The sequence below is a fragment of the Streptomyces sp. NPDC005374 genome (genome assembly GCF_042872225.1).
Taxonomy (GTDB): Bacteria; Actinomycetota; Actinomycetes; order Streptomycetales; family Streptomycetaceae; genus Streptomyces.
The window spans coordinates 248881-265588 of the sequence record NZ_JBIAKA010000007.1 but is presented as its reverse complement, the minus strand read 5'-3'; the positions used below and the strand labels follow the sequence as shown (position 1 = coordinate 265588).

8 protein-coding genes are annotated in these 16708 nt (G+C 72.6%); 1 reads left to right on the top strand and 7 read right to left on the bottom strand.

The window, feature by feature from the left end:
* Positions 1–39 precede the first annotated feature (39 nt).
* The 3 genes from ACFYRX_RS19805 to ACFYRX_RS19795 all read right to left on the bottom strand — a co-directional run bounded on the left by ACFYRX_RS19805 (position 40) and on the right by ACFYRX_RS19795 (position 2441).
* Positions 40–510: a carboxymuconolactone decarboxylase family protein gene (locus ACFYRX_RS19805; RefSeq protein WP_389101247.1), complete on the bottom strand. Its 471-nt coding sequence runs from the start codon at positions 508–510 to the stop codon at positions 40–42.
* Between the two features lie 89 nt (positions 511–599).
* Complete coding sequence (locus ACFYRX_RS19800) at positions 600–1292, bottom strand: restriction endonuclease (RefSeq protein ID WP_389101246.1); 693 nt, start codon at positions 1290–1292, stop codon at positions 600–602.
* A 90-nt stretch (positions 1293–1382) separates the two neighbouring features.
* Positions 1383–2441, bottom strand: coding sequence for a glycoside hydrolase family 5 protein (locus ACFYRX_RS19795; RefSeq protein ID WP_389101244.1), 1059 nt, complete (start codon positions 2439–2441; stop codon positions 1383–1385).
* Positions 2442–2588: 147 nt separating this feature from the next.
* Between ACFYRX_RS19795 and ACFYRX_RS19790 the strand changes: the two genes are divergently transcribed.
* Positions 2589–3635: a LacI family DNA-binding transcriptional regulator gene (locus ACFYRX_RS19790; protein ID WP_389101242.1), complete on the top strand. Its 1047-nt coding sequence runs from the start codon at positions 2589–2591 to the stop codon at positions 3633–3635.
* A gap of 17 nt (positions 3636–3652) precedes the next feature.
* On the opposite strand, the gene ACFYRX_RS19785 is transcribed toward ACFYRX_RS19790, so the two are convergent.
* From ACFYRX_RS19785 to ACFYRX_RS19770, 4 genes are read right to left on the bottom strand one after another with little or no spacing between them, the layout of a single operon-like run.
* Entirely contained in the window at positions 3653–4873 is a 1221-nt protein-coding gene (locus ACFYRX_RS19785) for a cytochrome P450 (RefSeq protein WP_389101240.1), read from the bottom strand.
* A 36-nt stretch (positions 4874–4909) separates the two neighbouring features.
* Positions 4910–5122: an MbtH family protein gene (locus tag ACFYRX_RS19780; protein WP_389101239.1), complete on the bottom strand. Its 213-nt coding sequence runs from the start codon at positions 5120–5122 to the stop codon at positions 4910–4912.
* Complete coding sequence (locus tag ACFYRX_RS19775; RefSeq protein ID WP_389101237.1) at positions 5119–9015, bottom strand: amino acid adenylation domain-containing protein; 3897 nt, start codon at positions 9013–9015, stop codon at positions 5119–5121. The genes ACFYRX_RS19780 and ACFYRX_RS19775 overlap by 4 nt, the downstream gene beginning before the upstream one ends.
* 55 nt (positions 9016–9070) lie before the next feature.
* Positions 9071–16705, bottom strand: coding sequence for an amino acid adenylation domain-containing protein (locus ACFYRX_RS19770; protein WP_389101235.1), 7635 nt, complete (start codon positions 16703–16705; stop codon positions 9071–9073).
* Between the last annotated feature and the right edge of the window lie 3 nt (positions 16706–16708).

Below are 16708 nucleotides of genomic sequence, written 5' to 3'. Positions count from 1 at the left end.
GGTCTGCAGCCCCCGGGGCCGGCCCACCGGCCGTCGGGGTCAGCCGAACTGGCCGACCACGTAGTCGCCGGCCGGCTGCTGGGTCAGGACGTTCAGCCGGTTGAAGGCGTTGATGAGAGCGATCAGGGAGACCAGGGCGAGGAGCTGCTCCTCGTCGTAGTGCTTGGCGGCGTTCTCCCAGACGTCGTCCGGAACACCGGCCCCGTCCGCGAGGCGGGTGCCCTGCTCCGCCAGTTCGAGCGCGGCCCGCTCGGCCTCGGTGAAGACCTTGGCCTCACGCCATGCCGCGACCATGTGGAGTCGCTGCGCGGTCTCGCCCGCGGCCGCGGCCTCCTTGGTGTGCATGTCGAGGCAGAAGCCGCAGCCGTTGATCTGGCTCGCGCGGATCTTCACGAGCTCCTGGGTCGTCATCGGCAGTCCCGATTCGGTGACCACCTTGCCCGCCATGGCGAAGTGCTTCATCAACTTGCCGGAGAGCGGGCCGGCGAAGACGTTCAGTCGGGCTTCCATGGTGTGCTCCTTCTGCGTTGCCGTTGGCTACACACCTATGACTGAACGGCCCGGCGGTTTGTGACATGGATGAATGTGACCCGCGTCTCCTAACCTCCGTACGCCTGCTTCCAGCGGGCCCGGTGCCGGGCGTCCCCCTGGCCCCGGCCGTTCACCTCGCTCAGTGACATGAGGGAGGCCCCGTTGTGCCACAGGCCGAGGTGGTCGCGGTGGACGAGGAGGATGCCGTGGGCGGGCGCGAACCTCTCGGAGGGGCCGGTGAAGCGTGAGGTCGTCACGAACACGGCCAGGTCGGCACGGAAGTGCACCTGCGAGCCCAGCAGATCGCGCAGCTCGCGGGTCGGGATCGCCCTGCTCGGCGCGTACCGCTTGCACTGGACGACCATCGTCCGGCCGTCCGGGAGCCGCCCGAGGACATCGGCGCCGTTGTCGCCCGCACCGCCCACCCGCCGGACCTCCGTGCATCCGTCCCGCCGGCACAGACCGGCGACCAGCTCCTCGAACTCGGTGCCCGTCATGGTGTCCACCCCGGCGAGGGTGCGCCGGCCCGCCTTCACCGCCTCCTCCTGACGCCAGAGCCGGTCCCTCCCCCGCACGAACCGGTCCGTGCGCCACAGCCGCCAGGCCACCGCCGCGGCGCCGGCGACCAGCAGCACGCCCAGGAGATACGGCCACACGCCCGCCCGGGACACCACCACGAGGACCAGCGCCACCGCGCCGCCCCACCACAGATGCCGCGCCCACCGCCTGCGAGCGGCCCTGCTCCGTCGCCTCCTGGCCATTACGCCCTCCCCCCTTGTGCTCTTTCCAAGGAGTCTGGGCAGCCGGGGCAGGCGTGAGAAGGGTGCGACCCGGCCATGTCCGGATCGCGGTCAGCCCTTGACGGGCTTGCCGCGGCCCCAGGCCCAGGCCAGTCGGTCGGCGCCGGACTGGTTGGTGGTCTGCAGCCACGGGCGGTCGGCGGGGCCGACGAGCTTCTGCACCGAGTAGATGTCGTCGGTGCGCAGGCCCGGCCAGTACACCGAGCCCATCTTCAGCTCGCGGAAGGTGTCGGTGACGGCCTGGATGAAGTTGACGAAGTTGTCGTCCGGAGTCTTCACGTCGTAGTTCAGGCCGGTCGTCATCGGCGCGCCGAACTCGTCCGCCACTGTGCGGCTCGCGCAGTCACCGATGCGCACCTTCAGGTCGGCGACCCACTCGTCGTAGGTGGCGTACGACTTCCAGAAGCCGTAGTGGTGCAGCGACAGGTAGGTGCCCTTCAGGCGCGGGTCGGCGCACACCGTCGTGACGTGGTCGTTGTAGCCGGCGCCGCTGACGAAGACGCGGTTGCGGGGCACCGACTTGTAGGTGTTCAGCCACTTCGCGGCGATGTCGGCCCACTGGGCGTCCGTGTAGCCGTGCGGCTCGTTCATCGGCTCGAAGTAGACCCTGGAGTTGCCCTTGTAGGCCTTGACCACGGTGTTCCACATGGGCCAGTAGGTGGCCTCGTCGTCGATGAAGCCGTCCTTGCGGTCACCGGTGCCCTCCCAGTAGGACACGATGACCTTGAAGCCCTGGGCCGTCGCCGCGTCTATGACGCCTCGGTACGACTTCCAGTACGAGCCGTTGACCGTGTACGGGTTGATGGGCAGCCTGACGGTGTTGGCGCCGAGGTTCGCGCGGAACGCCGAGATGATCCGGGTCGCCTTGGCGTACGTCTGGGCGTAGGTGTCGGAGGTCGACAGGCCCGACAGCTGGAGCGCGTCGTCTGCGAAGTTGTCACGCGGGTCCGCCCAGTTCACGCCCTTGAACTGGGTCGTGTCCTGGGCGGGCGCGGCGGCGGAGGCGGGGCTGCCGGTGAGGGTGGCGCCGCTGATCGCGGCGAGCGCGACCGCGACGAGCGAGGCACGCAGCCTCGGGGTGCGGCGGGCGCTGGTGGGGGTCTTGCGCATCGGCCAATCCCTTTCGGAGCGACAGCATGTTTACGTAAACATGACAGCGCCGGAATCGTGGCATCAGCTCCGGCGACCGTCAAGGTGTTCCACACGTAACATCCGGTGCGACACGCGACAGGCACGTGTTCGGCGAAGGAGGCATCAGTGGTGGAGCGGGGCGGTTCCGGTGTCCCCGGTGGGCGGCGCAAGCAGCGCGTGTCCATGGCCGACGTGGCCAAGCTCGCGGGCGTCTCCTCACAGACGGTCTCGCGGGTCTCCAACGGCAGCCCCGGGGTGATCAGTTCGACGCGGGAGCAGGTCCTGGCGGCGATGCGGGAGCTGGGCTACCGGCCCAACAGTGCCGCGCGGGCTCTGCGGTACGGCCGGTTCAACACCATCGGGGTGATCCTGTTCAGCCTGTCCTCGACGGGCAACAGCCGCACGGTGGAGGCGATCGCCACACACGCGGCGGCCGAGGGGTACGCGATCACCCTGATCCCCATCGACGTCCCGACGCAGGACAACGTCCTCGGGGCCTTCACGCGGATGGGCGAGCTGGCGGTCGACGCGGTCATCGTCATCATGGAGATCCATCTGCTCGACACCGGCACGGTGCAGCTGCCGCCCGGGGTGCATGTCGTCGTGGTCGACTCCGACGCCGGCGACCGCTACAGCGTGGTCGACACCGACCAGGCGGACGGCGCCAGGAGGGCTGTACGGCATCTGCTCGACCTGGGCCATCGGACCGTGTGGCATGTGACGGGTCCGCAGGCGTCCTTCGCGGGACAGCGGCGGGCGCAGGCCTGGCGGGCGGTGCTGGAGGAGGCGGGGCGCCCGGTGCCGCCCGCCCTGTACGGGGACTGGTCGGCCGAGTCGGGGTACGAAGCCGGGCTGGTGCTCGCCGAACCGCCGGACTGCACGGCCGTGTTCGCGGCGAACGACCAGATGGCGCTCGGGCTGCTGCGCGCGTTCCACGAGCGGGGGCTGTCCGTGCCGCACGACGTGAGCGTGGTGGGTTTCGACGACATCCCCGACGCGGCGTTCTTCGTGCCGCCGCTCACCACCGTCCACCAGGACTTCGCCGAGGTGGGTGACCGCTGCGTCCGCAAGGCCCTCCAGCAGATCCGCGCGCAGCAAGGAGCGGAGCCCGGCACCGACCTCGTGCCGACCAGCCTGGTGGTGAGGGCGAGCACGGCCCCGCCGCCGGGCTGACGTGAGGCGGCACAACGTCATTTCAGTGTCAGCGGCAACTCGCAGAGGCCGTTGAGGAAGTTGGAGTAGACCGGCCTGCTCGGGCCGGACTGTTCCATGTGCGCCACCTGGTCGCGCAGGCCTTCCAGGACGGCTCCGATCTCCGCGCGGGCGAGATACGCGCCGAGACAGAAGTGGGGGCCGTAGGCGAAGGTGCAGTGTTTGTTGGGGGTGCGGTCCAGGCGGAGTTGTCCGGGTGCCTCGAAGACCTGCTCGTCGTGGTTGGCGGAGGCGTTCCACACGGTCACGATGTCGCCGGTGCGGATCGCGCGGCCGGCGATCTCGGTGTCGGCCGTGGCCGTGCGGCCCGAGTGGAGCGCGGGGGTCGTCCAGCGCAGGATCTCCTCGACGGCCGTGTCGACGCCGGTGTCGCCCCGCTTGAGTGCCTGCCACTGGTCGGGGTGCTCCACCAGGGCGAGCGCCGCGCCGACCATGGACAGCCGGGCCGTCTCGTCGCCGCCGAGGATCAGGCTGTAGCAGTTGAGCATGATCTCGTCGTCGTCCAGCGGAGCCCCGTTGACCTTGCTGCCGGCGAGGAGCGCGATGACGTCCGCGTGGCCGCTGTCGCGGCGGTCGCGGGCGAGGTTGGCGAAGTAGAGCAGGATCTCGCTCTTGGCGATCCAGGAGTCGGCCGCGGTCCCGTCGGCGTCGTGGGAGCCGAGGGCCGAGGAGGTCAGGCTGAGCACATGGGCGCGGTCGCTCTCGGGAACGCCGAGCAGGTCGCAGATGGCGCCGAGGGGGATGCCAGCGGCCACGTCCGCCGCGAAGTCGCAGCTGCCCTTGGCGATGGCCTCGCGGAGCAGCCGGTCGACCGTGCGCCGCACGCTCGCCACGACCGGTTGCAGGGCGCGCGGGGTGAACGCGGACATCAGGAGGCGCCGCAGCCCGGTGTGCCTGGCCCCGTCGGTGATGGCGAGCATCCGTCCGGCCGCGGAGTCGCCGCCGGCGAGGAGGGTCTCCAGGACGTTGCCGCCCTCGGAGGTGAAGCGGGTGCTGTCGCGGTAGACGGCGGTGACGTCGGCGTGCCGGGTCACCACCCAGAAGCCGGGCCGGGTGTCGGTCGCCGGGTTCCAGTGGACCGGTTCCTCCTCCCGCAGCCGGCGCCACACGGCGGACAGGTCGCTCTCGGCGTGCAGCCGCGGATCGGCCAGGTCGAGCGTGTCCAGTTCCTCGGCTGCGATCGTCCGCCGCGCGGTCATCTGCGTCCCACCTTCCAAGTCCCTTGGGTCCGTACCCTATTCGCCCATGGCCCGGACGAGGCTCGTCGGGCGCATGTCGGTCCAGTGCTGCTCGACGTGGTCCAGGCACTCCTGGCGGCTCGCCGGGCCGTGGGCGACCGTCCAGCCGGCCGGGACCTCGGCGAAGGCGGGCCACAGCGAGTGCTGTCCCTCGTCGTTGACCAGCACGAAGTGCTCGAGGGTGTCGTCGTCGAACGGGTTGACGCTCATGCGGGGTTCCTCCAATGGGTTGCGGTGTTCAGTGCGGGGCCGATCCGCTCCAGCGGGCCCGGCCGGGTCATCTCCCCGTGGACGCACGGGATGTCGTGGTTGTCTACGCGTCCGTCGACGTACGGCTGCCAGGCGCGGTGGCGCTCCGGGTGCGTGTCCGGATCCTGTGCGGCCGTGAAGAACAGCAGGTCACCGCGGTACGACGTGGGGGCGAACTCCTCCATCAGACGCCGGTTGGCCGCGGTCACCTCGACCAGGGCGGCGAGTTCGGCGTCGTCGAGGCTCGCGGCCATGTCCGGGACCCTGCGCACGAGTTCGGAGAAGCGGGCATCCGTAAGGGGTTCAGTGTCCTCGGGCTGCGGGCGGCCCAGGATGTCGAGCAGGCTGCGCAGCAGCGCGGGGCGGTCCGCCGCGCGGGCTCCCCGGTCGATCCAGACCCCGGGGAACGCGTCGAGCATCGCGAGGAGGGCAACCTCGTGGCCCGCCTGCTGGATGGTGACGGCGACGTCGTACGCCACCAGACCGCCCATGGAGTAGCCCAGCAGGTGGTAGGGGCCCTCGGGCTGGATCTCACGGATGCGGGCGATGTGGTCGGCGACCGTGGCCCGCAGACTGTCCGCGCGCGGTCGGCCGGGGAGCAGCCCCTGGGACTGGAGGCCGTACAGCGGGCGCTCGGGGTCGAGGTGACGGGCCAGTCCGGCGAAGCCCCAGGCCAGGCCGGAGGCGGGCGGCAGGCAGAAAAGCGGTTCCTTGGCGCCGCGGGTGCGCAGGGGCAGTACGGCGTCCAGGGGTGCCGCCCCCGACGCGCCGTTCCGCAGCCGCTGGGCCAGCCCGGCAACGCTCGGGGTGTCGAACACGGCACGCAGGGGCAGTTCGGTGCCGAGGTCGGTGCGGATGCGGGCGGTCAGGCGAGGCGTGAGGAGGGAGTGGCCGCCGAGGTCGAAGAAGCTGTCGTGGACGCCGACGCGGGAGGGATCCAGACCCAGGACGTCGGCGACGATCGCGCGCAGCCGCTCCTCCTGCGGGGTCCGCGGGGCGCTGCCGGTCGCGGCCGGCGCGGCGGGATCGGGCAGGGCCGTGCGGTCGGTCTTGCCGCTGGCGGTGCGCGGGAGGGCGGCGAGCTGCACGATCACGGCAGGGACCATGTGGGCGGGCAGCGTACGGGTCAGATGCTCGCGCAGGGCCGGGAGCGGGACGGTCGTGTCCGTCTGCTCGGGGCGCGGTTCGGGGAGGCCCGGGTGCGGGGTGTTGCGCGGGGTGTTCCGCTCGCCCGCGCCCACGACGTAGGCCACCAGCTGTTTCTCACCGCGTCCGTCCTGCCGTACGGCCACCGTCGCCTCGGCGACGGCCGGGTGGGCGGTGAGTACGGCCTCGATCTCGCCGAGTTCGACGCGGAAACCGCGGATCTTCACCTGGTGGTCGGCCCGCCCGACGAACCGCAGCCGTCCGTCGCGGCCACGGACCGCGAGGTCACCGGTCCGGTACATCCGCTCCCCCGGCGGCCCGAACGGGTCGGCGACGAACCGCTCGGCGGTGAGGCCGGGGCGGCCGAGATAGCCGCGGGCCGGGCCGCCGCCACCGAGGTGGACCTCGCCGACGATTCCGTCGGGGACGGGCCGCAGGGCCTGGTCGAGGAGGTGGACGCGGTTGCGGGCCAGCGGGTGCCCGAGGGGCGGCGGGCCCTGTGTGTGGGCGGGGTCGTCGTCGGAGCGCCAGGCTGTGGCGTAGATGGTGGCCTCGGTGGGCCCGTAGAAGTTGACCAACCGCGCTCCGGGGAAGGCGGCTTCGAGGTCCGCGCGCAGCTGTGCGGGGATGGGCTCGCCGCCCAGGGCCACGGTGTGCGGTGTGGCGTCGGGGCGTTCGGCGACCACTTGGGCCATCACCGACGGCACGCCGCTGATGAGCCCGGCGTCGGTGCCAGAGGCGGTGAGGGACAGCAGGCTGTCGACGAGTTCGATACGTCCGCCGCACAGCAGGGGGGCGAAGATCTCGAACACCGAGACGTCGAAGTTGAGGGAGGTCGAGAAGAGGACCTTCTTCAGGGCCTCGGGGCCGAAGGTCCGGTGGGTCCACTCCACGAACTCGACCGCGTTGCGGTGGGTGGCGAGGACTCCCTTGGGGCGGCCGGTGGAACCCGAGGTGTAGGTGATGTAGGCGAGGTTGCCTGGGAGCGGACTCTTCAGTGTTACCTGATGATCCGTCACTTCACCCTCGAGCAGGAGCAGTTCTGTCTTCTCCGGAAGCACTCCGGCCGTTTCGGCTGTGGCCAGGACCGCCACCGGTCGGGCGTCCTCGACGATGTACGCGAGCCGGTCCTTCGGGTACGCGGGGTCGAGCGGCAGATAGGCGGCTCCCGACTTCAGTACGGCGAGGACGGCCACGACCAGGTCGGGCGTGCGGGGCAGAGCGATGCCGACGACGTGCTCCGGTCCGGCGCCGCGTGCGGTCAGTCTCCTTGCCAATTGCTCGGCCCGCGCGTCGAGTTCGCCGTACGACAGAGTCGTCCCGCCCGCTCTCACCGCTTCCGCGTCGGGTGTGGCCCTCGCCCGGGCCGTCCAGAGGTCGGTCAGAGTGTGGGGCGTGGGGGCCGGTTCGGGGCGGGGGTCGCTCCCCGGGTCGCGGAGGCCCAGGCGGCCGAGCGGGAGTTCCGGGTGTGCGGCGATGGTCTCCAGGATGTGGACGAGGTGGGCGAGTTGGGCGTCGGCCCAGCCGTTCTCGAAGAGGTCGGCCCGGTGGGCCAGGCGGAAGCGCAGGCGCGGTCCGGGGAAGGCGACGAGGGTCACGGGATAGTGGGTGGCGTCGCGGCCGCTCGTCCCGGTGATGCGAAGACCGCCCGTGTGCGGCCGGGTGGCCTCGTCCATCGGGTAGTTCTCGAACACGACGAGGGTGTCGAAGAGTTCGGGCAGTCCGGTGGTGCGCTGGATGTCGGCCAGGCCGAGGTGGTGGTGGTCGAGGAGGCCGACGCCGGCGTCCTGGACGTCGCGGAGCAGTTCGGCGAGCGATCGGTCGGGGCGGAGCCGTACGCGAACCGGCACGGTGTTCACGAAGAGCCCGACCATCGACTCGACGCCGGGCAGGGCGGCGGGGCGGCCGGAGACGGTGGCGCCGAACACCACGTCGTTGCGGCCGGTCGTCCGGCTGAGCAGGATCGACCAGGCCGTCTGCACGAGGGTGTTGACGGTGATGCCGAGCCTGCGGGCGAGGGCGGTAAGGGCGGCACAGGTGGTTTCCGGCAGTTCGGCGCGGGCCTGGGCGAGGGGCCCTGGGCCGGGGTGGGGCGGGGTCAGCCGGGTCGGTTCGGTCACCTGGTCCAGAGCCGTCCGCCAGGCGGCCTCCGCGGTGGTGCGGTCCTGGCGGGCCAGCCATTCGAGGAAGGTGCGGTAGGCGGGAGCGGGCGCCAGCTCGGCCTTCGTGTAGAGCGCGAGGAGTTCGCGGACCAGGACGGACACCGACCAGCCGTCGAGCAGGATGTGGTGGTGGGTGACGAGGAGTCGGTGGCGTGCGTCGCCCAGGTGGGCGAGGGTGCAGCGGATCAGGGGTGGGGTGGCCGGGTCGAAGCCGCGGTCGCGGTCCTCGTCGAGCAGCCGGGACCACGCGTCCTCGGTGTCGACGTCCGTCTCCGTCCACGGCAGGGTCGCCCGGTGCGGGACGACCTGGACGGGCGCGCCGCCCTTGCGGCGCCGGAAGGCGGCACGGAGGTTGGGGTGGCGGTCCAGCAGGGCCTGCCAGGCGTCACGCAGCCGGCTCGCGTCCACCGGGCCTTCGAGTTCGAAGACCAGCTGTACGAGATACACGTCGGCGGCGTCCCGCTCGTGCTCGTACACGGCGTGGAAGAGCAGACCTTCCTGGAGGGGGGTCAGGGGCAGTACGTCGGCCAGCGCGGGCTGGGTCATCGCATCGTCTCTTTCGGTGCGGGTGGGGGGTCCGGCGGTGGGGTCGGCCGTTCCCCTAGCCGTCCAATCCGGCCGCCAGGTCGTCGAGTTCGTCCGCGTCGAGCTCCGCCGACAGCAGCGCTCCCGGGGCCGCCGGTGCCGTGCGGGCGGCGCGGTCGGCCAGGGCGGTGAGGGCGGCGAACCAGGCCTCGGCGAGTTCTCGCACCTCGGCCTCGGTGAGCACGCCGTCGGGCCAGGACCAGTCGGCGACGAGCCGGGGGCCGGCCGCCGTGTCGTGGACGACCGCGTTGAGGTCCAGGGCGTGGGCGGCGGCGAGACCGGGATCGGTGCCGCTGCCGAGGGCCGGGGACTCCGGGGCGAACGACCAGGGGCTGTCGGCGGCGGGAGCCGTGAAGCGGCCGAGGTAGTTGAAGCCGATCGCGGGTGCGGCCTGCTGGGCCAACTCGCCCGAGGTGTCCGGGTTCAGGTAGCGCAGGAGGCCGAACCCGACGCCCCGGTCGGGCAGTTCGCCCGTGCGGTCGGCGACCCGGCGGACCACGCCGTCGGCCGCGGCACCGGCGGCCAGCGCGTCCCGCAGATCGATGCCCTCCAGGTCGACGTGCACCGGGTAGAGCGAGGTGAACCAGCCGACGGTACGCGAGAGTTCGAGGCCCGGGGCGACCTCCTCACGGCCGTGCCCCTCGACGTCGACGAGGACGTGCGGGCTGTCCTGGCGTGCGGCGACGGCCAGAGCCAGGCCGGCGAGCAGCACGTCCTGCGGTCCGGTACGGAACGCGGCGGGCACGCTGCCGAGCAGGGGCCCCGTCACGTCGGCGTCGAGGGTCAGCCGGAGCGACCTGGAGGTGGCCGCGGTGTCCTTGGCGGGGTCGAGGGGCCGGGCCCCGAACGGCGCGCGGGGGGCGTCGTTCGTCCGCCGCCACAGCTTGGCCTCCGTGCCCCGCTCCCGGGCCTGCTCGCGCAGCAGGGCGGACCAGGATCGGAACGACGTTCCGACGGGCGGGAGTTGGGGCTCGCGTCCGGCCGAGACCGCCTTCCAGGCCGTTTCCAGGTCGGGCACGAGAATCCGCCAGGAGACCCCGTCCACGGCAAGGTGGTGGACGACCAGCAGCAGCCGCCCTGGACGGTCCCGGCCCGCGTCGAGCCATACGGCCCGCAGCATCGCGCCGGTCACCGGATCGAGGGTGCCGAGCGCGCGGTCGAACTCCTCGGCCACGGCGGTGTGGAGATCGTCGGTCCCGCTCACGTCTCGGCGGTCCACGACGGCGGCGACCGAGCCCACCGGGCCGACCTCCATCGCGCGCTCCCCGGTGAGGCGGGAGCGCAGCATGTCGTGGTGGTCGACGAGTGCCTGGATCGTGCGGGTCAGCCGTGGCGTGTCGGCGTCCGCGGGCACGGTCAGCAGCACCGACTGGCTGAGCCGGCCGATAGGGCCGCCGCGCTCGACCAGCCAGTGCATCACGGGCGTGAACGGCACCGGTCCCACCCCGTCATCACCCGTGCCGGCGCGTGCGGCGCCCACGGGGCCGCGGGCCACCGCCGCGAGGGCGGCCACCGTCTGGTGCTCGTACACGTCACGCGGGCTGATCACCACGCCGGCCTCGGCGGCCCGGCTCACCAGCCGGATCGAGGAGATGCTGTCCCCGCCGAGCGCGAAGAAGCCCTCGTCGAGGGTGAGCCCGGGGAGCTTGAGCAGGTCGCGGAAGAGTTCGGCGAGCACGCGCTCGGCGGGCGAGTTAGGCTCGCGGGCCGCTTCGGGGGCCGCCTGCGCCTCGGGGGCGGGGAGCGCCCTGCGGTCCAGTTTGCCGTTGGGGGTCAGCGGGAGGACGTCCAGGACGACGACGGCCGAGGGCACCATGTACTCCGGGAGCAGGCGTTCGGCGCCCCGGCGCAGTGCGGCGGGGTCGGCGGGCGGGTGTCCGGCGCGGGTGGTGACGTAGGCGACGAGGCGCCGGTCCCCCGGCTCGTCCTCGCGCACCACCACGGCTGCCTGGGCGACGGCAGGGTCGCGGGCCAGGGCGGCTTCGATCTCACCGGGTTCGATACGGAAGCCGCGCAGCTTGACCTGCTCGTCGGCGCGGCCGAGGTACTGCAGCTGCCCGTCGGGCGACCAGCGGACCAGGTCGCCGGTGCGGTACATCCGGTCGCCGGGGCCGCCGTGGGGGTCCGCGACGAAGCGCGACGCCGTCAGTGCGGGGCGGCCCAGGTAGCCGCGGGCGATTCCGCTTCCCGCGAGGTAGAGCTCGCCGACCGCGCCCGGCGGCACGGGGCGCAGCCAGGCGTCCAGGACGAGGGTCCGGGTGCCGGCGACGGGGCGGCCGACGGGCGGGGCCTGGTCGCCGGTGAGCGGGACGGCTATGGTCGCGCAGATCGTCGACTCGGTGGGCCCGTAGGCGTTGGCCATACGGCGGCCCGGCGCCCAGCGGGCCACCAGCTCGCCCGAACACGCCTCGGCGCCCACGACCAGTGTCTCCAGGTCGGGCAGTTCGCCCGGCGGCAGTGTGGCGAGTGCGGTCGGCGGGATCAGGGCGTGGGTGATCCGGCCGCTGGTCAGTTCCCGTTCGAGTTCCGCGCCCAGCAGCGGGCCGTGCGCGTCGGGCACGACCAGGGTCCCGCCGGACCCGAACGCCATCAGCAGTTCCATCACGGACGCGTCGAAGCCGGGCGCCGAGAACTGCAGGACCCTGCTGTCGGGGCCGAGTCCGAAGCGTTCGATCTGGGTCCGCGCGAGGGCGGCGAGCCCGCGGTTCTCGACGATCACGCCCTTGGGGGTGCCGGTCGAGCCGGAGGTGTGGATGACGTAGGCCGCGTGGTGGGGGTGGTGGGCGGTGGGGAGTTCGCCGGAGGTGCCGTCCGCCGTGAGGTCCGTCAGGACGTGTGCCGGTCGGGCGTCGGCCAGCAGGGCGTCGATACGGTCGGTGGGCAGCGCCGGATCGATCGGCAGGAACGCGGCGCCGGAGAGGGCGACCGCGAGCAGGGCGACGATGCGGTCGGCGGATCGCGGGAGCGGTACGGCGACGAGGTCGCCGGGGCCGATGCCGCGGCCGGCGAGACAGTGGGCCACCTGCCGGGCCCGGGCGTCGAGTTCGGCGTAGGACAGGTCGTCGAGGGCCGGGGCCTCGGGCCTGAGCCGTACCTGTCGGGAGAACATCTCGGCCAGGGACTCGGAAGGTACCGGTTCCCCGGTGGCGCTCCAGTCGACCAGGCGTGCGTGCTCGTCCCGGTCGAGGAGGTCGACGTCGCCGATGCGCCGGTCCGGGTCTGCGGCCATGTCGCTGAGGAAGTGGATGAGCCTTTGGGCCAGTCGGCGGGCTGTCTCCGGTTCGAACAGGTCGGTGCTGAACTCGGCGACACCGTCGATGCCCGCCGGTGTGCCGTCGCCGTGGCGATGCTCGGTGAGGTACAGGGAGAGGTCGAAACGGGCCGCGCCCGTCGTCACGGTCTCACGCGCGACGCTCAGGCCGGGCAGGGCCGGGACAGGGTCCGCGCCATGGCCGGTGTAGGCCAGCATGACCTGGAAGAGCGGGTGGCGGGCGAGTGTCCGCTCGTGGCCGACCGCGTCCACGAGCAGGTCGAACGGTACGTCCTGGTGGGCGTAGGCGGCGAGGTCGAACTCCCTGACTCGGGCGAGGAGTTCCCGGAAGGTGGGGTTGCCGGAGGTGTCGGTGCGCAGGGTGAGGCTGTTGACGAAGAAGCCGACGACGTCGTCGAGTCGCTCGTCGTTCCGCCCGGCGACGGGGGTGCCGACGGGAACGTCGGTGCCCGCGCCGAGCCGGGTCAGTACGGCCGCGAGGCCGGCCTGGAGCACCATGAACAGGGTCACCCGCTGTGCGGCGGCCAGGTCGCGGAGCCCGGCGTGCAGGGCGGCGTCCAGGGTGACGGCCGTACGGTCGCCGCGGCCGCTGGGTTCGGCGGGCCTCGGGTGGTCGGCGGGGAGCGGGAGTTCTTCGGGCATCCCCGCCAACGCCGTACGCCAGAAGTCGATCTGATCGGCCATCAGGCTGCCGGGGTCGTTCTCGTCGCCGAGTGATTCGCGCTGCCAGTGTGCGAAGTCGGCGTACTGGACGGGCAGGGGCGGCCATTCGGGCGCCCGCCCCTCGCAGCGGGCCGCGTAGGCGGTCTCCAGGTCGCGGGTGAGCGGGCGCATCGACCAGCCGTCGACCGCGCTGTGGTGGGCGAGCAGGAGCAGGACGTGGGTGTCGGCGCCGAGGTCGTACAGGGTCACCCGCAGGGGCGGTTCGGCGGCCAGCTCGAAGCGGTGGCCGGCTGCCGCCTTGAGCAGCGCGGGGAGTTGGGCCTCGGTGGTGCGGACGACGTCCGGGTTCGGGCGGGCCTCCTCCGGCGTGAGGATCCGCTGGTACGGGGTGCCCTGGACGTCGGGTTGCAGCGTGCGCAGCGGCTCGTGGCGGGTGACGATGTCGGCGAGGGCCTCCGTGAGTGCCTGCCGGTCCAGTGGGCCGGTCAGGCGCAGGGCCGCGGGGACGGTGTAGGTGGTGTGTCCGCCGTCGAGACGGCTCATGAACCACAGTCGCTGCTGGCCGTAGGAGAGGGGGATCGGGTCGGGGCGGCTCGGCAGGGGCAGGAGGGCGGGGCGGTTGCCGTCCCGCGACTCGCCCAGCCGGGTGGCGAGGGAGGCCGGGGTCGGCGCCTCGAAGACGGCCCGTACGGGCAGTGCGGTGCCGAAGGCGGTCCTGATCCGGTCGGCGAGGCGCATCGCGAGCAGGGAGTCGCCGCCGAGGTCGAAGAAGGCGTCGTCCGCGCCGACCTGGTGGGACTCCAGGCCGAGGACACCGGCGAACAGGCCGCAGAGGATCTCCTCCTGCGGGGTGCGCGGGGTCCGGGTGGCGCTTGTGACACCGGTCGTGGCGGCGGGGACCGGGAGAGCCGCGCGGTCCAGCTTGCCGTTGGCGGTCAGCGGCAGCCGGTCCAGGACGACGACCGTGGAGGGGACCATGTGCTCGGGCAGGGTGAGTGCGGTGTGGGCCCGAAGTGCCGCCGGGTCCAGTGGTCCTTCGGCCACGGCGTAGGCCACCAGGCGTCCGTCGTGGACCAGGACGACCGCGCGGGACACCTCGGGATGGGCCGCGAGTGCCGCCTCCACCTCGCCCGTCTCGATACGGAAACCGCGGATCTTGACCTGGTCGTCTGCACGGCCCGCGTACTCCAGCCGCCCGTCGGCCGTCCGGCGGGCCAGGTCGCCGGTGCGGTACATCCGTTCGCCCGGCTCGCCGAACGGGTCCGCGACGAAACGGCCCGCCGTGAGGCCCGGTCGTCCGAGGTAGCCGCGGGCCAGGCCCGCACCGGCCACGTACAGCTCGCCCGCCACGCCCGGCGGCACCGGCCGCAGACCGGCGTCCAGGACGTAGGCGCGCAGATCGGGGATCGGCTCGCCGATGCCCTCGCAGCGCTCCCGGGTGAGCGGGAGTCCGGTGACGTGGACGGTGGTCTCGGTGATGCCGTACATGTTCACCAGGGCGGGGGCGTCCTCGGGGTGCCGGGTGAACCACTCCGCCACGGGTGCGACATCGAGCGCCTCACCGCCGAAGACGATGTGACGCAGACTCAGTTCGGCTGATACCGAGGGGAGTTCGGCATCGGCCCGGACCAGTTCGCCGAAGGCCGACGGGGTCTGGTTGAGGACGGTGACCCGTTCCCGGGCCAGCAGCCGCAGGAACTCGTGCGGGTCGCGGGTGACGTCGTGCGGTACGACGACGAGGGTGCCGCCGTGCAGCAGCGCTCCCCACAGTTCCCAGACGGAGAAGTCGAAGGCGTAGGAGTGGAACAGGGTCCACACGTCGTCGGGGCCGAAGGCGAACCAGTGCCGGGTGGAGTCGAGGAGGCGGACCACGTTGCGGTGCGGGACGGCGACGCCCTTCGGCCGCCCTGTGGAGCCCGAGGTGTAGATGACATAGGCGAGGTGATCACCCGTCAGCTTCGGGAGGTCCGCGTCGCACGGAGACGTCCTGTCGTCGTCCAGGGCCAGCACGGGTACGTCGGTGGCGGGCAGCCCGGGTGCCAGGTCCCGCGTGGTCAGCAGCAGGACGGGCGCACAGTCGCCGAGCATGTACGCGAGTCGCTCGGCGGGGTACTCCGGGTCCAGCGGGACGTAGGCCGCGCCGGTCTTCAGGACGGCCAGGATCGCGACGACCAGGTCGCTGGAGCGGGGCAGCGCGAGGGCGACCAGGCGCTCGGGGGCGGCGCCGCGGGCCGCCATCACGGACGCCAACACCGTGGCGCGGGCGTCCAGTTCGGCATAGGTGAGGCTGGTGTTCCCGTGCACCACGGCTTTCGCGCCGGGGGTGTGGGCCACCTGGCGGGCGAAGAGGTCGGTGAGGGCGGCGGACGGGGCGGTGGCGAGGGGTGCGCCGCCCCTCGTGAGCCGTTCCCGCTCCCCCGGCAGGAGCGCCTCCACCTCACCCACACGGCGTGCCGGACCGTCTGCCAGCTGCGCCAGGACGACGGCGAACCGGTCCAGGAGGGTGCGGGCGCCGGTCTCGTCGTACAGGTCGGGCCGGTAGGAGAGGCGCAGGGCCAGCCGGCGGGCGGGCAGAACGGCGAGGGTCAGGGGGTAGTGGGTGGCGTCGCGGCCGGTGAGCTGGGTGACCCGGTCCTCGCCCGGGCCGGTGGCCGTGGGGTGGCTCTCGAAGGCCAGCAGGGTGTCGAAGAGGTCGCCGACGCCGGTGGCGCGCCGGATGTCGGCGAGGCCCAGGTGCTGGTGCGGGAGCAGGGCGGCCTGTCGCTCCTGGAGAGCGGTGAGGAAGCCGGCGACGGTGTCCCCGTCGTCCCAGCGCACCCGGGTCGGCACGGTGTTGATGCAGAAGCCCACCATCGAGGCCACGTTGGGCAGTTCGGGCGGGCGGACGGTGACGGTCTGGCCGAAGGTGGTGTCCGTGCGGCCGGTGAGGCGGCCGAGGAGCAGGCCCCAGGCGCCCTGGACCAGGGTGTTGAGGGTGATGCCGAGGGCGCGGGCCGCGCTCTCGGCGGCGGCGGTCTCCGACTCGGTGAGTTCGACGACGAGTTCGTCCGGGAGCACCGCTGGTCCGGCCGCGGTTCCCGGGGCCAGGAGGGTGGGTTCCTCGGTGCCTTCCAGGGCTTGGTGCCAGGCCGTCCCGGCGGCGGCGCGGTCCTGCCGGGAGAGCCAGGCGAGGTAGTCGCGGTACGGCGGGGTGATGGGAAGACCGGTCGGGTGCTCTCCGGCGTACAGGGCGGTGAACTCCCGCACCAGCAGCTGCTTCGACCAGCCGTCGAGGAGGATGTGGTGGTTGGTGATCAGCAGGCGGTACCGGTCGGCGGCCCAGCGGACGAGCACGTACCGCAGCAGCGGTGGCCGGGCCAGGTCGAAGCGGCGGGCGCGCTCCTCGTCCAGGGTCCGCTGCCAGGCGGCCTCGCGCCGGGCGTCGTCGAGACCGCTCAAGTCCTTTTCCGACCAGGGGAGTTCGACGTCCGTGGGCACGATCTGGAGGGGCGCCGCGGCCTCACGGCGGCGGAAGCAGGCGCGCAGGTTCGGGTGCCGGTCGAGCAGCGCCTGGCCTGCGGCGCGTACGGCGGCGGGGTCGACGTCGCCGGTCAGCTCCAGGATCTGCTGGGCGGCGTAGACGTCGGGTGCCTGGTCGTCGTCGTACAGGGCGTGGAAGAGCAGCCCTTCCTGCAACGGCGACAGGGGCAGGATGTCGGCAATTCCGGACCGGGTCACCGT